Genomic DNA, 17,631 nt, shown 5'->3' with positions numbered 1-17,631 from the left:
AAAAGTAGATTAGCCGCGTGGTTTTTATGCACTAACTTGGTTCAACCCACCAGATAGGTACCAGTGCCGAAGGCGATGTGGGTGCCCTCTTCGTTGTGCAGCTCCATCCGGGCGACGGCCACCTTGCTGCCAGCCCGGATGATGTGGGCGGTGGCGATAAACTCGTTGCCGCGTCCCGGGCGCAGGTAATCCACCCGCAGATCGATAGTGCCTAGGCGGGCGAAGCGCTCCTTGAGATAGCTGGGGGAGAACTCCTCCAGCTCGTCGATGCAGGAGGCGGCGACTATCATACCGCCTGCCACATCCAGCAGCGTGGCGGTGACGCCGCCGTGCAGGATGTTGTGGAAAGGGTTGCCGATCAGCTTGTCGTCCATCTTGATGCGCAGTTCCACCTTGTCGAAGTCGTAGTGGGTCACCTGCATGCCGATCAGCTTGTTGAACGGCATCTTCTCGGCAAACAGGTTGGCAATGCCACTGAGCGCCATCTTCTTGAGCATCTGTTTCATTCTCTGATCCCAATCCTTGTCATCAAAGCCGAGTAAAAACTCCAGCCAGTCTGCAACAGTTCCTTAACAGTCGCAATGGCAGGTTTATTGTGGGCGGCGGCTGCTTTAGAATGGCGACCCCAAAGGAGAGCCCATGACCGCGATTGCCGAAACCCTGCCAGATCCTCAGCCAGAGAGTCCGCTTGCCCTGCTGCAGGCGGTCTTCGGCTATCAGCAGTTTCGGCCGGGTCAGCTCGAAATCATCGAGCAGATCGTCGCGGGGCGCGATGCGCTGGTGCTCAAGCCCACTGGCGGCGGCAAGTCGCTCTGCTACCAGATCCCGGCACTGCTGCGGCCCGGGCTCGGTGTGGTGGTCTCTCCTCTTATTTCGCTGATGAAGGATCAGGTCGACAGCCTGCGCGCCAACGGCGTAGCGGCGGTCTACATCAACTCGGCCCTCAGTCGGGAGGAGATGATCCAGAACTTTGCCGCCATGCGCCGCGGCGAGATCAAGCTGGTCTATGTCTCCCCCGAGCGCTTGCTGCAGCACGAGTTTATGGATCGGCTGGCCGAGCTGCCGCTCGGGCTGTTCGCCATCGACGAGGCGCACTGCGTCTCCCAGTGGGGCCACGATTTCCGGCCTGAGTATGCGGCGCTGGGGCGGCTAAAACAGTGGTTCCCGCAGGTGCCGGTGGTAGCGCTGACCGCCACTGCCGACGAGGCGACCCGCAGCGACATGCTCCACCGGTTGGAGCTCAACGATCCCTTTATCCACACCGCCAGCTTCGATCGCCCCAATATCCGCTACAGCCTGGTGGAGAAGTTCAAGGCCGCTGAGCAGCTGCTGCGTTACGTGCAGAGCCAGAAGGGCAACTGCGGCATCGTCTACTGCTCCAGCCGCAACCGGGTGGAGGAGGTGGCCGAGCGGCTATCCCGCCACGGCTGCAAGGCCGCGCCCTATCATGCGGGACTGCCGCTCGAGCAGCGCCAGCAGACGCAGGATGCCTTCCTCAAGGATGACATCGAGATAGTGGTGGCGACGGTGGCGTTCGGTATGGGTATCGACAAGCCCAACGTACGCTTCGTGGTGCACTACGACATTCCGAAGAACATTGAATCCTACTATCAGGAAACCGGCCGTGCCGGGCGCGATGGCACTCCCGCCGAGGCGTTGCTGCTCTACGATCCCGCCGATATCGGCCGAGTGCGCCGCCTGCTCGACAACATCGAGAATCCCCAGCAGCTGCAGGTGGAGCAGTACAAGCTCAACGTGATGGCGGCGTTTGCCGAGGCGCAAACCTGCCGCCGTCAGGTGCTGCTCAACTACTTCGGCGAGTACAACGACAAGCCGTGCGGCAACTGCGATATCTGCCTCGATCCGCCCAAAAGTTATGACGGCACCGAAGATGCCCAGAAGGCGCTCTCCTGCGTCTGGCGGGTGGGGCAGAATTTCGGGGTGGGTTATGTAGTGGAGGTGCTGCGCGGTTCCCTCAACCAGCGTATCAAGGATCACGGCCACGACAAGCTCTCGACCTACGGCATCGGCAAGGATCAGAGCCACGAATACTGGATGAGTGTGATCCGCCAACTGATCCACAAGGGGCTGCTGACCCAGAACATCACCCGCAATCTGGTGTTGCAGTTGACCGAGGCGGCCCGCCCCGTGCTGCGTGGCGAGGTGAAGCTGGAACTGGCGGTGCCCCGCTTGCAGCCCATCTCCAGCCGCAAGGAGAAGCGCAATGGCCTGCTCGACAACGCCAACTACGACAAACGGCTGTTCAAGGAGTTGCGCGGCCTGCGCAAGCAGATTGCCGAGGACGAAGAGGTGCCGCCTTACGTGGTGTTCAACGATGCGACCCTGGTGGAGATGGCTCAGCTGATGCCGATGACCGAAGACGAGATGCTGGCTATCAACGGTGTCGGGCACCGCAAGCTAGAGCGCTTTGGCGAAGCCTTTATGGATCTGATCATCGACTACTGCCGTCGTTAGGGTCGATTAGGCAGCCTAATCGACCACGGTAAGCGCGGCTCGGAAGAACCTGGGGTCAGACGCGAGGTTATTTCAGGCTGGCGTAGAAGGCGGCCAGATTGTCGATATCCGCATCGGTCAGGGGCGCCATGAAGGGGTCCATCAAGGGCTCTTTGCGAGTGCCATCCTTGAACGCTTTCAACTGTTTCACCAGATAGGCTGCATTCTGACCCGCCAGATGGGGATAGTTGGGGATCATCGCCTTGCCTTCCACCCCGTGGCAGGCCGCACAGACCGCCGCCTTGGCCTTGCCGGCTTCAATATCGGCAGCCTTGGCCTGATGACCCCACGCCAGTGCCAGCAAGGGCAGGGCATATACCCATTTTTGCATCTTCTTCTCCTTGAATTGAAAAATGATGGTTGCCAGTTAGCGCAAGCATGGCTGACGGCAGTATAAAGAGTGACACGAGCATACGCAGGGACGAATGGTACAACCATGAAGTTGATCAACACTTTTGCGACCGAGTTGCCCTGGGCCTGTGAACCCGTGGCCCCCCAGCCGCTGCAGCAGCCCCGGTTGCTTCATCTCAACCGGGCTTTGCTGGATGAGCTGGGATTGGGAGGCGTCAGCGAGGCTGACTGGATCGCCTGTTGTGGCGAGGGAAAAGTACTGCCCGGTATGCAGCCGGTAGCGCAGGTCTATGCCGGCCATCAGTTCGGGGGTTATAGCCCGCGGCTTGGGGATGGTCGCGCGTTGTTGCTGGGTGAGCAGCTGGCGCCGGATGGTCAGCGCTGGGATCTGCACCTGAAGGGGGCAGGAAAGACGCCGTTTTCCCGCTTTGGCGACGGCCGCGCCGTGCTGCGCTCCAGCATCCGCGAGTATCTCGCCTCCGAGGCGCTCCATGCCCTCGGCATCCCGACCACCCGGGCGCTGGTATTGGTGGGGAGTCAGGAGCCCGTTTACCGCGAGCTAGTGGAGACCGGGGCGACCGTGCTGCGCACCGCCCCCAGCCATCTGCGCTTCGGTCATATCGAGTATTTCGCCTGGAGCGGGCAGGGGGAGAAGATCCCGCCACTCATCGACTATCTGCTGCGCCACCACTTCCCCGAACAGGAGAGTGGTGCCGAACTGTTTGCCGAAGTGGTGCGCCGCACCGCGCGGCTGATTGCCAAATGGCAGGCGGCGGGCTTCTGTCACGGGGTAATGAATACCGACAACATGTCGCTGCTCGGCTTGACGCTGGATTACGGGCCATACGGCTTTATCGATGCTTACGTGCCCGATTTTGTCTGCAACCACTCGGACCCTGCGGGCCGCTACGCGCTGGATCAGCAGCCCGCGGTCGGTTACTGGAATTTGCAAAAGCTGGCACAGGCGCTGGCTGGCCATGTAGACGGTGATGCGCTGGCTGCTGCGTTGGCCCAGTACGAGCAGCAGCTGATGCTGCACTACTCCGAGCTGATGCGGGCCAAACTCGGGCTGGCGGTGTGGGAGGAGTATGACCCGGCGCTGTTCCGCGAGTTGTTCCGGTTGCTGGCGGCCCACAAGGTGGATTACCACCTGTTCCTTCGTCGTCTCAGTGAGGTAACGCAAGAGGGGGCGTGGCCTGCGTCTCTGCTGGCCCTGTTGTCTGAACCTGGTGTTTGGCAGGAGTGGCTGGAGCGCTATCGGGCGCGGCTAATGCGCGAAGGAAGCGAGGATGCCGTGCGCAAGGCGCAGATGGATGCCATCAATCCCAAGTATGTGCTGCGCAATGCGCTGGCCCAGCAGGTGATCGACGCCGCCGACACAGGGGATATGCGGCCGTTCGAGCGGCTGTTCGCCGCCCTGCAACGCCCCTATGATGAACAACCCGAATATGAGGATCTCGCCACCCCGACTCCGGCATGGTATTGCGGTGGTGAGCTCTCCTGCAGCAGCTGAGAGATTGGGCATGAGTTGGCAAATCAAACAGGTAGATAGCGAAGTTGGCGTAGTGACGCTGGATTGTCCGGCGCTCGAGTGGGACTCGTTTCCGCTGTTGGCGCAGGTCTTGCTGCGAGAGTGGGAGCTGCAGCCGCTCGAGCAGGATGCGGGGGCCGATCGCCATAGCTGGTTGCTGGAGTTTGAAGGGAGCCAGTTTCGGCTGGAGTATGAACACTACAGCGGCTGCTGGCTGGAGACGGTGCGCCCGGCGGATCGGGAGGTACTGCTCTGGCTCGCCAGACTGCACAAGGCGTGACTATCGCCCACAAGGCCAGCTCTGCCGCTGGCCAACCTGGACAAGCGTAATCGCATAAAGATTGAACTATCGGTTTGGGGGCGTATAATCTCGCCCCTCGATTATCGCCAATGGTGGCGATATGGGTTCCCTAACCCCATTAACCAAAAAGGTCACAAGATGAATCTGACCCCTGCGCAGTACCAAACGGCGCTCGTTCGCCTGTCGTTGTTCCACATTCTGATCATTGCCAGCAGCAACTATCTGGTGCAGCTGCCGATCACCGTGTTTGGCTTCCATACCACCTGGGGTGCGTTCAGCTTCCCGTTTATCTTCTTGGCCACTGATCTGACGGTGCGGATCTTCGGTGCCGGTCTGGCACGCAAGATTATCCAGACCGTGATGCTGCCTGCGCTGGCAGTCTCCTATGCGCTCTCTGTGCTCTTCTTCGAAGGGAGTTTCCAGGGCGTTGGTCATCTGGCCGAGTTCAACCTGTTCGTAGCGCGTATCGCGCTGGCCAGCTTTATGGCCTATCTGGTGGGTCAGTTCATGGATGTGATGGTGTTCAACCGCCTGCGTCTGCTCAAGCAGTGGTGGATTGCACCTGCGGCCTCCACCCTGTTCGGTAATCTGGTTGATACCATCGCTTTCTTCAGTGTGGCCTTCTGGCGCACCACAGATCCTTTCATGGCAGAGCACTGGGTCGAGATCGCAACCGTCGATTACGTATTCAAGTTGCTGATAAGCCTTGGTTTGTTCGTGCCGCTCTACGGTGTCTTGTTGCGCTACCTCAGCCGCAAGCTGGTGGGTGAGGCCGGATTATCCAGTCTGCAAACGGCCACCCGGCAAGCCTGACCAGATTGACCACCCTTCGCGGTGGTCAATTTTTTTGCACTTTCTGCAAATAGCGCTTGCCTAGTTAAATGAGAATGATTATTGTTAACTTGTTTTCCGGGAAAGACTTCATTCGTTCCAACGTGATGGACTTCTTGTGAAGGCACGACATTGCTCACATTGCTTCCAGTTAAGGGCCAGTTTATCTGGCCCTCTTTTTTGTCATTTTTCAGCAAGTTGCAGGCATAAAAAACGGGAGCCAAGGCTCCCGTCGTCACGCTGTTTGTGGCTTACTCGATATCGAGTGCCTCGGGGGAGAGGATCACCCCTGTGGTATCGGCGTAGAGGTGGTCGTCAGGCAGGAAGGTCACGCCACCGAAGTTGACCGGCAGATCGGTCTCCCCTACATCCTTGCTGTCGGCACCGACCGGAATGGCTGCCAGTGCCTGAATGCCGATATCCAGATCTTCCAGAATATCGACTTCGCGGACGCAGCCGTAGCAGACAATCCCTTCCCAATCATTCTCGGCCGCCGTGGTGGCGATGTCGCTGTCAATCAGGGCACGGCGCATGGAGCCACCGCCATCGATCAGCAAGACGCGTCCCAGTCCGTTCTCTTTGACGAGTTCACGGATCAGGCCATTCGATTCGAAGCATTTGACGGTGGTGATGACGCCGCCGAAAGAGGCGCGGCCGCCGAAGGAGCAGAGCATGGGTTCAAGCACATCCACCATGTCCTGATAGATGTCGCACAGTTCAGAAGTATTGTATTCCATAGTGTCAAATCCACGGCTGGAAACAGGTGCAACCAGTATAAGGAGTGGGTGTGGCATTTCAATGAATATTCCTTGCACAGATCACCTGTCGCCGCTTTTCTGCATAAGCTCAATGCAGTTCACTGCCAGTTTGCGAGAGGTCCATCGTGCTTATCCGTCATAAGTTGATCCTGAATACCGTGCTGGTTGCCGTTGCCATGCTGGTACTGAGCGGCCTGTTTATCTACTCCAGCCAGGTGCACCGTCATCTGACCGAAGCCCAGCGCAATATCGACCAGCTGGAGATCGCCATGCTCAACTTGCGGCGGGCCGAGAAGGATTTTCTGATCCGTAAGGATATGACCTTCGTCGAGCGCTTCAATCAGGGGCTGTCAGATTTTCACCAGCACAACCGGGAGCTGGTGACTGATGACAATCTGGCGGCCGTCGAGGGGGAGCTGACCAGACTGGATCAGCAGATCAGCGGTTATGGCAAAGCCTTCAACGATCTGGTGGTCCAGCAGCAGAAGATTGGTCTGGGGCCTGAGGAGGGGCTCTATGGCAAGCTGAGGGCGGCGGTGCATGAGGTGGAGAATGGGCTCAAGCAGCTGGATCAGCAGGGGCTGCTTATCACCATGTTGCAGCTGAGACGGGCGGAGAAAGACTTCATGCTGCGCTCCGATATCCAGTATCTGGAGCGTTTCGAAACCTTGCACAAGAGTTTTCAGGATAGCCTTGCCACTTTGCCGGAGGCGGGTCGCGGCAAGCTGGAGCAGGCCAGCAAGCAGTACCGGCAGGACTTTGTGGCGCTGGTGCAGGGGATGCAGATACTGGGGCTGAAAGAGGATGAGGGGCTGCGCAACCAGATGCGGGATCTGGTGCATCAGACCGAACAGGGGTTTGCCGCCGTCGATCAGCACATTGTCGCTGAGCTGGAGCGGCAGAGCGCTCGCCTCAACAGCCTGATGCTGGTCTGTGGCGGGGTGATTGTGGTGCTGATCGGCATCATGAGCGTGCTGCTGGGGCGCAGCATCGACCGTCCCATTACTCAGGTGAATGATACCGTCAACCGCATTCGTCAGGATAATGACCTGCGCCTGAAGATAGATCTGCGCGGGGCAGATGAAATGGCCCAACTGGCAGGCAATCTCGATGTGATGCTGGGCGGGTTTCGCGACCTGATCGGCGATGTGAAGCAGAGCGTGCACACCCTGACCGAAGCGGCTGATCACCTCTCGGCCAACGTCAAACGCACCAGTGAAGGGGCGGCGCGCCAGCTGCAGGAGACCGACATGGTGGCGACCGCGTCCACCGAGATGGGCTCCACCATCGAAGAGATCGCCCGCAACACCGAGCAGGCGGCCAACAATGCGCAGGCGACTAACAACAAGGCGATGGAGGGGCGGACTGCGGTCGAGAATACTGTCGAGCAGATCCGCTCGCTGGCGGGCAATCTGGAGAGCTCATCCCGCGAGGTGAGCCAGCTGCAAAAAGAGAGCGAGACCATCGGCTCCGTGCTTGACGTGATCCGTGGTATTGCCGAGCAGACCAACCTGCTGGCCCTCAACGCAGCCATCGAAGCAGCTCGGGCAGGGGATCAGGGACGTGGTTTTGCGGTGGTGGCCGATGAGGTGCGCAATCTGGCCATCCGTACCCAGAAATCGACCCAGGAGATCGCCGGCATCATCAGCTCGCTGCAGAAACAGACCGGCAGCATCGTCGAGGTGATGGCAACCTGCCGCGAGCAGGGCAACCGCAGCTCGGATCAGGCCAGTACAGCAGGGGAGTTGCTGGGGCAGATCACTCAGGATGTTACCAACATCATGGACATGAGCACCCAGATTGCCGCCGCCATCGAACAGCAGAGTCTGGTGGCCAACGAGGTGAACCGCAACGTCAACAACATCCGCGACATCGCCCAGGAGTCGAGCATCATGGCGGAGGAAAATGCGAGATCCAGCGAGGGTCTCAACGAGCAGGCCCAGCTGCTCAACAAGGCGGTGGCAAAATATCGGGTTTAGTGAGCGGACTGGCATCCTTGTGAGGTTTTTGCACCAGAGTGGTAATGATTTGATCGTAATGGCTGTTATTGGGGAAATTCGCTCATATAATCGCCGCCACTATGATGATTCGGAAGGATTCGATGGCAAAGTTGTTGGTGGCCGTCTTCGGGCTGCTCTGTTCCTGTCTGGTGTTGGCAGGTTCGGCGCCTCAGGCTACCCCACTCAAGCCCGGTATGGAGCCGCTACTCAGCTGGTTCAACGGGGCCTTTACGAGCCGGGAGCAGGCCAGTTACGACAGCCGCTTTACCAGTGCCGAGCTGCGCCTGATGGAGATCTGGCCCGGCTATCAGGGCTATCGCTGGGTCTATGCCGAGCAGTACCTGAGTCTGCGCTCCGTCCGTCCCTTCCGCCAGCGCATCTATCGCTTCTCCCCCGCCCCTGACGGGCGGATCCTGATGGCAGAGCTGACCATGCCCCGTGCCACCGATTTTGCCGGTGCCTGGCATGATCCCGCCCTGCTCGACAGTCTGACCCCGCAGCAGCTCTCCTTGCGCCACGGTTGCGAGATCTGGCTGACACGCACTCCCTCCGGCGAATATGCCGGTCATACCCGGGTGGGCCATTGCTCCACCGATTTTGGAGGTGCCACGACGTTGGTGCAGCATATCTGGATTGGCCCCGATAGCGTCAGATTGCTGGATCGCGCCTATGACAACGCAGGGAGCCCGCGCTGGGGCAGCCCTGGTGAGGGGTATGTCTATTTGCGGCGTTCCAAAGGATTTGGCCAGTAGGGGAGAGTGCGTCTGGCTGCGGGAACATGAAGGATGAAAAATAGGGATCGTAAAAAAGGCGCCCGATGGGCGCCTTTTTCAGAATTCTTCAGAAGTAAAATTACTTCTTGGTGGTCATCGCACCGAAACGCTTGTTGAACTTGTCTACGCGGCCGCCGCTAGAAACTTCTTTCTGCTTGCCGGTGTAGAACGGGTGGCACTCGGAGCACACGTCCAGGTTCAGATCTTTACCGATGGTAGAGAAAGTGTTGATGACGTTACCGCAAGAGCACTTGGCGGTGATGGCTACGTAGTCAGGATGGATACCAGCTTTCATGGACAACCTCAATTAATAGGCCGTGTCGCCATCCGATCTCTTGTCGGACACCACACGATTGTTGAACACAGTTTCAAAGGCTGCGAATAATATAGGAAATGCCTGAGATCAGGCAAGTGGCTTCGCAGAAAAAATAGGCAACCCCTGGTGAATTCTTCCCAAACGCTGGATCTGGTTCGTGTCGCTGTCCCGGTACCGTTACGCCGTCACTTCGACTATCTCTCTCCCCTGCCGTTACCTGCCCCCGGTTGCCGGGTCGAGATCCCTTTCGGTCCCCAGACCCTGGTCGGGCTGGTGGTGGATCATCCGGCTGACAGCCAGGTGCCTCGCAACAAGCTCAAGCCCATCAAGCGCGTACTCGATGCGACGCCGGTGCTGGGGCCGGATATTCTGGCGCTGATGAACTGGAGCGCCAGCTACTACCAGTATCCGCTGGGTGAGGTGTTGCCTCACGCCCTGCCGGTGCTGGTGCGCAGGGGGGAGCCTGCCGCCTATCGCGAGCTGGAGTTCTGGTTCGCCACCGAGGCCGGTATGGCCATCGATCTCAACGAACTCAAGCGGGCGGCCAAGCAGCAGCAGGCGCTCGCCCTGCTGCGCAAGGGGCCGCAGACCCCCTCCGCCCTCAAGCAGGAGGAGATCCAGAGCGCAGCCCTCACTGCGCTGGAGAAGAAGGGGTTGCTGGAGAAGCGCTCGCTGGAGCCGAGCCACGATGGCGATTGGGCTGCCCGTTTCGAGCCGGGGGAGGGGCTGCGCCTCAATGGCGAACAGGCATTGGCCGTCTCCGCCGTCACCAGCCAGAGCGACAAGTTTGGTGCCTTTCTGCTGGATGGCATCACAGGCTCCGGCAAAACCGAGGTGTATTTAAGCATCCTCGAGCCCTTGCTCAAGGCGGGCAAGCAGGCGCTGGTGATGGTGCCGGAGATCGGTCTCACCCCGCAGACCATCAACCGCTTCCGGCGCCGCTTCAACGTGCCTGTGGTAGCGATGAACTCGGCCATGAACGACAGGGAGCGGCTCGACGCCTGGCTCGCCTGCCGTGACGGCGGTGCCGCCATCCTGATCGGCACCCGCTCCGCGGTGTTCACCCCGTTTCACAACCTCGGCATCATTATCATCGACGAGGAGCACGACGGCTCCTTCAAGCAGCAGGACGGTTTTCGCTACCACGCGCGGGATCTGGCGGTGATGCGGGCCCATCGTGCCGGTATTCCGATCTTGCTTGGCTCGGCCACCCCGTCCCTGGAGACATTGCACAACGCCCGCACCGGCAAGTATCACCACCTTACACTGACTCGCCGTGCCGGCAATGCCCAGACCGCCCGTCAGGTGATCCTGGATATCAAGAACGTGCGGTTGCAGGCCGGGCTCTCCCCCCAGTTGGAGCAGCTGATGGCGGAGCATCTGGCGGCGGGCAATCAGGTGATGCTGTTTCTCAACCGCCGTGGCTATGCCCCGGCTCTTATCTGCCACCAGTGTGGCTGGAGCGCCGCCTGCGAGCGCTGTGATGCCTGGTACACCTGGCATCAGGCTGGACGACGGCTGCACTGCCACCACTGTGACAGCGTGCGCCCGCTGCCCCACCACTGCCCCGAGTGTGGCAGCAACGAGCTCATCGGCTCCGGGGTGGGCACCGAGCAGTTGGAGCAGTTGCTCACTAAGGTTTTCCCGCAATATCCCGTAGTACGCATCGATCGGGACAACACCCGCCGCAAGGGGGAGTTGGAGGCCCATCTCGGCGACATCAAGGCGGGCAAGTACAAGATCCTGATTGGCACCCAGATGCTGGCCAAGGGCCACCACTTCCCGGATGTGACCTTGGTGGGGCTGCTGGATGTGGATGGCGCCCTGTTCAGCGCCGATTTTCGCGCCGCCGAGAAGCTGGCCCAGCTCTACACCCAGGTGGCGGGTCGTGCCGGGCGCGCCAGCAAACCCGGGTTGGTAGTGCTGCAGAGCCACCATCCGGAACATGCCCTGCTGCAGGATCTGACCCAGAACGGTTACGGCCACTTCGCCGATACGGCCTTGAAAGAGCGCCGCCTGCTGGGGCTGCCGCCGTTCAGCTATCAGGGGCTGTTCCGCGCCGAGGCCAACGGCCGTGACGAGGTGCAGCTGTTCCTCGCCCGCCTCGCCGATACCCTGCGCAGCGCCCGCTATCCCCACGTTCAGGTGCTGGGACCCATCAGCGGTTTTATGGAGCGCAAGGCGGGCAAGTTCCGCATGCAGTTGCTGGTGCAGGGGCCGAACCGGGCCCCGCTGGCCCAGCTGCTGGATTGGGCGGTTAAGGAGCTGGAAGGCTGGTCCGAGACCAAAAAGGTGCGCTGGAGTCTGGATATCGATCCCACCGAGCTCAGTTGATGGCACCGGAGACGGTCGCTGGCAGATCTCGTCAGCGACCGGGCTGCTGATTCCGTTTAAAGGCTCAGACCCGCAGATCGATCTGCTGCACCCAGCCTCCTTTACCCTGCTCGGTGAGATAGAGGCCGGATTGGCGCAGCACCCCCTGATTGCCGCTCTCCCCCAGATGGTGGAAGGGGGTGTCGAGGGGGCGTAGCAGGATGGCGCCGATCCCCAGCTCCACCAGGGCGATGGGGGATTGCTCCGGCTGCCAGAATTGCAGCGCCGAGAACTGACTATCCCGCTCGTCCAGCACCCCGTTGCCATCCTCATCCAGGGTCGCCAGCTCGCCAAAACCGTTGCCGGAGCGGGCCCCGAACAGCTCGCCGCCGTCATCTATGGTGCCGTTGCCGTTGCGATCCAGCGCCACAAAGCCGCTGCCTTCACTCAAGCCCGGCAGGCTATCCTCTTTGCCATCCTGATCAATGTCGAACTTGACCCGGGCGTCGGTCAGACCGGCGATTTTTCCATCCAGACTGAGCACCAGTGGATCCTTGAGGGCATTGAGGGTAGTGCGGCGCTTGCTGATATCGAGCTGGCGCCAGTCCAGCACAAAACCCAGATCAAGTTGCAGGCTCTGGCCATCCTGAGTCTCTATGCTGGCCGAGGCGACTACGTTGAGCTGCTCCTTTTGCAGCAGGCTGTCGGTTACTTCCACCAGTTGATCCGGCTCGGCGGCGGGTTGACTGCTGTCGCCCGTCGGGGAGTTCACCCCCTCCGCGCTCTGGTCGGTCGGTTTGATCGGATCCGGCAGCTCTATCTCGTGGCCCAGCATCGCCTCGATCATCAGCTTGATAAGCCGCTGGTGGTTGTCGAGCCCGTCGTTGGGAACGCCGTTCTCCTCCTGATTTCTGCTCCCCTCTGCCTTGGCTGGCGCGGCTGTTGTCTGCGGGGGAGTCTGGGTATTGCTCCGGCTGCTGGCTTGCAGCGTCAGGGCACTGGCTTGCATCAAGGTGGTTCGCTGCTCGCCGGATGGCGGTGTGGCGGCCGTTCCGCTCACGCCATTGGCCTGCGGCGCGACCGGCCCCAGTCTGCGCACCTTGCGGGCCTGCGCCTGTTGCTGCCGGTATTGCACCTCTCCCTGGAGGTCGTAGTGATCGATGCGCATATCTTCGCCCTCGGCGCTATACATCTGGTCAGTTATCGACCAGCGAATGAACCGGGATTAACACCAAATCGGACTAATCAGAGAGGTGGTTAGTACTAGGTTGCAAGGTGGTGGCGTGGCAGGATGGCAAGAGACTGGATAGTGGCGCTCTAGTTGAACATTTTCAGGTAGCGTTGCGCGCGCTGGCTGACAAGCGGCATCGATGAGGATAGGGAGAATTACATGAGAAATTGTCTGGTGATGGACGTGGCGGGCTATGGTGGATTCCTGTCTGGCGCCCCTTGCATCAATGATGCTGAGGGCTGCACTCATGCGTAATTGTCTGGTGATGGGAGCGGCAGGCTATATCGGTTCCTATCTGGTGCCTCACCTGCAAACCCTCGGCTACAAGGTGATTGCCGGGGCGCGCCGTCCCTGCCGCTTGCCTGAGGGGGTGGAGTTTCGCCTCGCCGATAGCCTCAAGCCCACCACCTTGCTGCCTGCGCTGGCGGGCATAGATACCGTCTTCTATCTGGTGCATGCCATGGGGGCGGGGGCCGATTTTCACCGGCTGGAGCAGCAGGGGGTGAAGAACTTTGCGGCGGCGGCCCGCGCCGCCGGGGTGCGCCGCATCATCTATCTCGGGGCAATCCAGCCGGAGCAGTGCAACAGTCGCCATCTCAACTCCCGCCGCCATTGTGGCGAGTTGTTTCGTGACTCCGGCGTGCCGACGGTGGAACTGCGCGCCGGCATCATCATAGGGCCCGGTTCGGCGGCGTTCGAGGTGATGCGGGATCTGGTGTTTAACCTGCCGATGATGGTGACGCCCAAATGGGTGCGCTCGCGCACGCCGCCGATTGCGCTGTCCAACCTGCTTCACTATCTGGGCGGGCTGGTGGAAGCCGACGAGGTGGATGGCCGCATCTTCAATGCGGTCGGCCCCGAGCTGCTCAGCTATCAACAGCAGTTGCAGAAGTTCGCCGCCCATATCGGCAAGCGCTGTCCCATCATTCCCATTCCGTTTCTGAGTCCGCGCCTCTCCGCCTGGTGGCTGCAGTTTGTCACTTCTGTGCCGCAGCCGGTGGCCAAGGCGCTGGTGGGGGGTCTCAAGCACGATATTCCAGCCGATGACGGCCCGCTGCGCGCCTTGCTTCCCCAGACCCTGCTCAGCTTCGACGAGGCGCTGGCGGAGAGTCTGGCGCTGGAGCAGAAGCTGGGTGCCGAACAGCAGGGGCAGGAGACGCCGCTCGGCCTGCGCTGGCGCCATCCCGAATATGGTTTCTATGACCGTACCGCCAGCGGCGAGGCCATCTGCCTCGCCTCCCCCGAGGTGGTGTGGCAGGTGTTGCAGCAGTTGGGGGGTGAGCAGCGCTACTTCTACATGAACCAGCTGTGGGTGGTGCGCGAATGGATGGATCATCTGATCGGCGGCCCGGCCCGCACCCGTGGCCGCACCAATCCGGATCGTTTCGTGAAGGGGGATATGCTCGACTCCTGGCAGATCCTCGGGGTGGATGAGGGGCGCAGGCTCGATCTGTTGTTCAACATGAAGGCCCCGGGCGTCGGGCGGCTGGAGTTCAATATCCTGCCGGAGGAGTCGGGTCTGACCCGCATCCGGGTCACCGCTCACTGGCATCCGCAGGGCGCCTGGGGGCTGGCCTACTGGCTGGCCATGCTGCCGTTCCACCTCTTTATCTTTCAGGGGATGACCGAGGCCATTGCCCGTCAGGCCGAAGCGAGAGCGGGCATTCCGGTGATGGATTAACCCTCTTCACACCATTTCCGCTTATAGAGTGCCCCGTTCGGGGCATTTTTTATGCGGCGGCCATGCCCGGTTATGGCAGATAGTGGTAGGCGTCTCATGGCAAAGGCTGGCATCATGCCGCGGTCTTGTTTACCGCGGATAGATAATCAGTCAGAAAAAGAAGGGATTATGAAGAAAAAACCGTCAATTTTGGGGGGCGCCTGCATCATTGCCAGCGTCTGCGTGGGGGCCGGCATGCTCGGTCTGCCAAGTTCGGGGGCGGGGGCCTGGACCCTCTGGTCGGTGCTGGCGCTGACCGTCACCATGGTGATGATGACCCTCTCCGGCTGGATGTTGCTGGAATCCTTCCAGCACCACGATATGCGGGTCTCCTTCAATACCGTGACTCGCGAGTTGCTGGGGGAGAAGCTCAATCTCCTCAACAACCTCTCGGTCTACTTTGTTGGCGGCATTCTGCTCTACGCCTATATCACCTCCTCCGGTGCCATCCTGCAGGGGATACTGGGGATCGACAGCAAGCTTGCATCCGTGCTGTTCGTGGCGCTCTTCTCTGCGGTGGTGTGGCACTCGACTCGCGCCGTTGACCGTATTTCGGTGGTGCTGATCGCCTTCATGATCCTCAGTTTCGCCCTCGGTGTGGCCGGGCTGCTCGGCAGTATCAAGCTGCCGACCCTGCTCGATCTGGCGGGCAGCGAGAGTCGCTACGCCCCTTATGCCATGGCGATGCTGCCGGTGGCGCTCACCTCGTTCGGCTATCACCACTCTGTTGCCTCCCTGCGTGCCTATTACCAGAACGAGCAGCAGGCCAGATGGGCCATTCTGGGGGGAACCCTGATCGCGCTGGCGCTCTACGTGCTCTGGCTGCTGGGGATCTTCGGCAACCTGCCCCGTCAGGATTTTGCCCCTGTGATTGCCAAAGGGGGAGACGTGAGTGTGCTGCTCTCCGCGCTTTCAGGGGTGATCGAATCGGAGAAGGTGGCCAGCGCCATCAACGGCTTCTCCATGGCGGCGATCCTCTCCTCCTTTATCGGGGTGGGGCTCGGGGTGTTCGACTATCTGGCTGATCTGTTCAAGTTCGATAACAGCCGCGCCGGTCGCTGCAAGACCTGGGCGGTCACCTTCCTGCCGCCGCTGGTGCTCTCCCTGCTCTTCCCGTTTGGCTTCCTGCTGGCCATCGGCTATGCCGGTGCTGCAGCCACCATCTGGACCTGCATCATCCCGGCACTGCTGGTGCTGCGCACCCGGGCGCGGGCCGAGCGGGGCGAAGTGACTCCCCACTTCGTTACCCCCGGCGGCAAGCTGATGGCCTGGTTGCTGATCCTGTTCGGGTTGGCGACCGCGCTGTTCCACTTTCTGTCTATGGCAAATCTGTTGCCGGTCTATCTGGGCAACTGAGTCAGGTCTACAGCACTGACAGAAAGGGCGGCAAGGCCAACTTGCCGCCCTTTTTGCGCCATTTTTACCCCACATAGCAGGATCTATAACTAAAGTGGTATGTGCGGGCGGGGTAAGGTGCTGAAATAACTGGTCTGATCTGGCTGATGGCAGCATGATCTGCTGGGCATGCTCAGCGCTTTCTTTTATGATCCCCGCCCTTCTGTGTGCCCCCTGTCGGCACCTCATTTGCACCAACCACATCGGGGTCCCCCATGTCCGATCTGCGTCAAGAAGCACTCGATTACCACGCCCAGCCCGTACCGGGCAAAATTGCCATCGCCCTGACCAAGCCTGCCGAAACCGCCCGTGATCTGGCGCTGGCCTACAGCCCGGGTGTTGCCGAGCCGGTGCACGAGATCGCCGCCAACCCGGCCGATGCCTACCGCTATACCGGCAAGGGCAATCTGGTGGCCGTCATCTCCAACGGCACCGCCATTCTGGGGCTGGGCAATCTGGGGCCGCTGGCCTCCAAGCCGGTGATGGAGGGCAAGGCCCTGCTGTTCAAGCGCTTCGCCGGCATCGACGCCATCGACATCGAGGTGAAGCACGAGACCAGCCAGCAGTTTATCGACACGGTGGCGGCTATCGCCGATACCTTCGGTGGCATCAATCTGGAAGATATCAAGGCGCCGGAGTGTTTCGAGATTGAAGAGGCGCTGATCGCGCGCTGCGATATTCCGGTGTTTCACGATGATCAGCATGGTACCGCCATCGTCACCGCCGCCGGTCTGCTCAACGCGCTGGAAGTGCAGGGCAAGCAGATCAGTGACAGCCGCATCGTCTGCATGGGGGCGGGGGCTGCCGCCACCGCCTGCATGGATCTGCTGATCAAGTGTGGCGCCAGAGCGCACAACATCTTCATGCTGGATCGTCAGGGGGTGATTCACACCGGCCGCAGCGATCTCAACAAGTACAAGCAGCGTTTCGCCAACGAGACCCCGTTGCGTACCCTGATGGATGTCATCGAAGGGGCTGATGTGTTTGTCGGTGTTTCCGGCCCCGATGTGCTGCCCGCTGAAGCGGTCGCCCTGATGGCGCCCAATCCGGTGATCTTCGCCTGCTCCAACCCGGATCCGGAGATCAAGCCTGCGCTGGCCCACGGGGTGCGTAGCGACCTTATCATGGGCACCGGCCGCTCCGACTACCCGAACCAGATCAACAACGTGCTCTGCTTCCCCTTCATCTTCCGCGGTGCCCTCGACGCCCGTGCAAGCCGCATCAACGATGCCATGAAGATTGCCGCGGTCGAGGCGATCCGCGCGCTGGCCAAGGAGCCGGTGCCGGCCGAGGTGCTGACCGCCGCCGGGGTCAACGAGCTCGCCTTCGGCAAGGATTACGTCATTCCCAAGCCGATGGATGCCCGTCTGCTGCCGCGGGTTGCCCGCGCCGTGGCGCTGGCGGCGGTGGCCTCCGGCGTCGCCCGCATCGAGCTGCCCGCGGACTACATGCTGTAATCCGGCATTGCAAACGGCCCCATAGCGGGGCCGTTTTTATTTCTGCTTCTGACGACAGCCAGAGACGCCAGCCGGGCGACAGGTTGGGGCAGATGGAGGCAAATCGGGTGCAAAGGTGGTCAAACAGCGCTCTCCTCTGA

At 60.7% G+C, this 17,631-nt stretch carries 15 protein-coding genes; 10 read left to right on the top strand and 5 right to left on the bottom strand.

The annotated features are described in order from the left end of the window. Positions 1-41: 41 nt before the first annotated feature. Positions 42-506 (bottom strand): thioesterase family protein, encoded by a 465-nt coding sequence (locus I6L35_RS05250; protein ID WP_042054246.1) that lies wholly within the window; start codon positions 504-506, stop codon positions 42-44. Between the two features lie 133 nt (positions 507-639). Between I6L35_RS05250 and recQ the strand changes: the two genes are divergently transcribed. Beyond that, positions 640-2,475 (top strand): ATP-dependent DNA helicase RecQ, encoded by a 1,836-nt coding sequence (gene recQ, locus I6L35_RS05245; RefSeq protein WP_042081697.1) that lies wholly within the window; start codon positions 640-642, stop codon positions 2,473-2,475. A gap of 67 nt (positions 2,476-2,542) precedes the next feature. On the opposite strand, the gene I6L35_RS05240 is transcribed toward recQ, so the two are convergent. After that, positions 2,543-2,845 carry a cytochrome c gene (locus tag I6L35_RS05240; RefSeq protein WP_005340687.1) on the bottom strand — a complete coding sequence of 101 codons (303 nt, stop codon included), beginning with the start codon at positions 2,843-2,845 and terminating at the stop codon, positions 2,543-2,545. A 105-nt stretch (positions 2,846-2,950) separates the two neighbouring features. Here I6L35_RS05240 and I6L35_RS05235 point away from each other — a divergent pair, with 105 nt between their 5' ends. The 3 genes from I6L35_RS05235 to I6L35_RS05225 all read left to right on the top strand — a co-directional run bounded on the left by I6L35_RS05235 (position 2,951) and on the right by I6L35_RS05225 (position 5,510). After that, positions 2,951-4,378, top strand: coding sequence for a YdiU family protein (locus tag I6L35_RS05235; protein ID WP_216979717.1), 1,428 nt, complete (start codon positions 2,951-2,953; stop codon positions 4,376-4,378). 10 nt (positions 4,379-4,388) lie between these two features. Then, the gene (locus tag I6L35_RS05230; RefSeq protein WP_216979716.1) at positions 4,389-4,676 is read left to right on the top strand and encodes a DUF3630 family protein; all 288 of its coding nucleotides are present in this window, start codon (positions 4,389-4,391) and stop codon (positions 4,674-4,676) included. Between the two features lie 159 nt (positions 4,677-4,835). After that, positions 4,836-5,510, top strand: coding sequence for a 7-cyano-7-deazaguanine/7-aminomethyl-7-deazaguanine transporter (locus tag I6L35_RS05225; RefSeq protein ID WP_216979715.1), 675 nt, complete (start codon positions 4,836-4,838; stop codon positions 5,508-5,510). Between the two features lie 269 nt (positions 5,511-5,779). Here the strand turns inward: I6L35_RS05225 and rraA are convergent, their stop codons facing one another. Next, complete coding sequence (rraA, locus tag I6L35_RS05220) at positions 5,780-6,265, bottom strand: ribonuclease E activity regulator RraA (RefSeq protein ID WP_005340678.1); 486 nt, start codon at positions 6,263-6,265, stop codon at positions 5,780-5,782. A gap of 146 nt (positions 6,266-6,411) precedes the next feature. Here rraA and I6L35_RS05215 point away from each other — a divergent pair, with 146 nt between their 5' ends. Both I6L35_RS05215 and I6L35_RS05210 read left to right on the top strand, forming a co-directional pair. Then, entirely contained in the window at positions 6,412-8,265 is a 1,854-nt protein-coding gene (locus I6L35_RS05215) for a methyl-accepting chemotaxis protein (RefSeq protein WP_216979714.1), read from the top strand. A 122-nt stretch (positions 8,266-8,387) separates the two neighbouring features. Continuing rightward, positions 8,388-9,038, top strand: coding sequence for a chromophore lyase CpcT/CpeT (locus tag I6L35_RS05210; RefSeq protein ID WP_005340675.1), 651 nt, complete (start codon positions 8,388-8,390; stop codon positions 9,036-9,038). Between the two features lie 100 nt (positions 9,039-9,138). On the opposite strand, the gene rpmE is transcribed toward I6L35_RS05210, so the two are convergent. Continuing rightward, the gene (gene rpmE, locus I6L35_RS05205; RefSeq protein WP_005340673.1) at positions 9,139-9,354 is read right to left on the bottom strand and encodes a 50S ribosomal protein L31; all 216 of its coding nucleotides are present in this window, start codon (positions 9,352-9,354) and stop codon (positions 9,139-9,141) included. A gap of 147 nt (positions 9,355-9,501) precedes the next feature. Between rpmE and priA the strand changes: the two genes are divergently transcribed. Next, complete coding sequence (gene priA / locus I6L35_RS05200; RefSeq protein WP_216979713.1) at positions 9,502-11,709, top strand: primosomal protein N'; 2,208 nt, start codon at positions 9,502-9,504, stop codon at positions 11,707-11,709. Positions 11,710-11,773: 64 nt separating this feature from the next. On the opposite strand, the gene I6L35_RS05195 is transcribed toward priA, so the two are convergent. Further along, entirely contained in the window at positions 11,774-12,880 is a 1,107-nt protein-coding gene (locus tag I6L35_RS05195) for a hypothetical protein (protein WP_216979712.1), read from the bottom strand. A 286-nt stretch (positions 12,881-13,166) separates the two neighbouring features. Between I6L35_RS05195 and I6L35_RS05190 the strand changes: the two genes are divergently transcribed. The 3 genes from I6L35_RS05190 to I6L35_RS05180 all read left to right on the top strand — a co-directional run bounded on the left by I6L35_RS05190 (position 13,167) and on the right by I6L35_RS05180 (position 17,491). Beyond that, a complete protein-coding gene (locus tag I6L35_RS05190) occupies positions 13,167-14,600 on the top strand; it encodes a DUF2867 domain-containing protein (protein ID WP_216979711.1) in 1,434 nt (477 codons plus the stop codon). Positions 14,601-14,768: 168 nt separating this feature from the next. Next, a complete protein-coding gene (locus I6L35_RS05185; protein ID WP_005355439.1) occupies positions 14,769-15,995 on the top strand; it encodes an aromatic amino acid transporter in 1,227 nt (408 codons plus the stop codon). 254 nt (positions 15,996-16,249) lie between these two features. Beyond that, a complete protein-coding gene (locus I6L35_RS05180) occupies positions 16,250-17,491 on the top strand; it encodes a malic enzyme-like NAD(P)-binding protein (RefSeq protein WP_216979710.1) in 1,242 nt (413 codons plus the stop codon). Positions 17,492-17,631 lie beyond the last annotated feature (140 nt).

The sequence above is a fragment of the Aeromonas sp. FDAARGOS 1405 genome, from assembly GCF_019048265.1.
Classification (GTDB): Bacteria; Pseudomonadota; Gammaproteobacteria; order Enterobacterales; family Aeromonadaceae; genus Aeromonas; species Aeromonas veronii_A.
The sequence above is the reverse complement of the archived record's forward strand: the minus strand, read 5'-3'. Positions and strand labels throughout refer to the sequence as shown.

What these genes read in the sequence shown, in the direction of transcription:
- I6L35_RS05250 (WP_042054246.1), bottom strand. Translation starts at nt 506, where the DNA reads ATGAAACAGATGCTCAAGAAGATGGCGCTCAGTGGCATTGCCAACCTG.
- recQ (WP_042081697.1), top strand. Translation starts at nt 640, where the DNA reads ATGACCGCGATTGCCGAAACCCTGCCAGATCCTCAGCCAGAGAGTCCG.
- I6L35_RS05240 (WP_005340687.1), bottom strand. Translation starts at nt 2,845, where the DNA reads ATGCAAAAATGGGTATATGCCCTGCCCTTGCTGGCACTGGCGTGGGGT.
- I6L35_RS05235 (WP_216979717.1), top strand. Translation starts at nt 2,951, where the DNA reads ATGAAGTTGATCAACACTTTTGCGACCGAGTTGCCCTGGGCCTGTGAA.
- I6L35_RS05230 (WP_216979716.1), top strand. Translation starts at nt 4,389, where the DNA reads ATGAGTTGGCAAATCAAACAGGTAGATAGCGAAGTTGGCGTAGTGACG.
- I6L35_RS05225 (WP_216979715.1), top strand. Translation starts at nt 4,836, where the DNA reads ATGAATCTGACCCCTGCGCAGTACCAAACGGCGCTCGTTCGCCTGTCG.
- rraA (WP_005340678.1), bottom strand. Translation starts at nt 6,265, where the DNA reads ATGGAATACAATACTTCTGAACTGTGCGACATCTATCAGGACATGGTG.
- I6L35_RS05210 (WP_005340675.1), top strand. Translation starts at nt 8,388, where the DNA reads ATGGCAAAGTTGTTGGTGGCCGTCTTCGGGCTGCTCTGTTCCTGTCTG.
- rpmE (WP_005340673.1), bottom strand. Translation starts at nt 9,354, where the DNA reads ATGAAAGCTGGTATCCATCCTGACTACGTAGCCATCACCGCCAAGTGC.
- I6L35_RS05195 (WP_216979712.1), bottom strand. Translation starts at nt 12,880, where the DNA reads ATGTATAGCGCCGAGGGCGAAGATATGCGCATCGATCACTACGACCTC.
- I6L35_RS05190 (WP_216979711.1), top strand. Translation starts at nt 13,167, where the DNA reads ATGCGTAATTGTCTGGTGATGGGAGCGGCAGGCTATATCGGTTCCTAT.
- I6L35_RS05185 (WP_005355439.1), top strand. Translation starts at nt 14,769, where the DNA reads ATGAAGAAAAAACCGTCAATTTTGGGGGGCGCCTGCATCATTGCCAGC.
- I6L35_RS05180 (WP_216979710.1), top strand. Translation starts at nt 16,250, where the DNA reads ATGTCCGATCTGCGTCAAGAAGCACTCGATTACCACGCCCAGCCCGTA.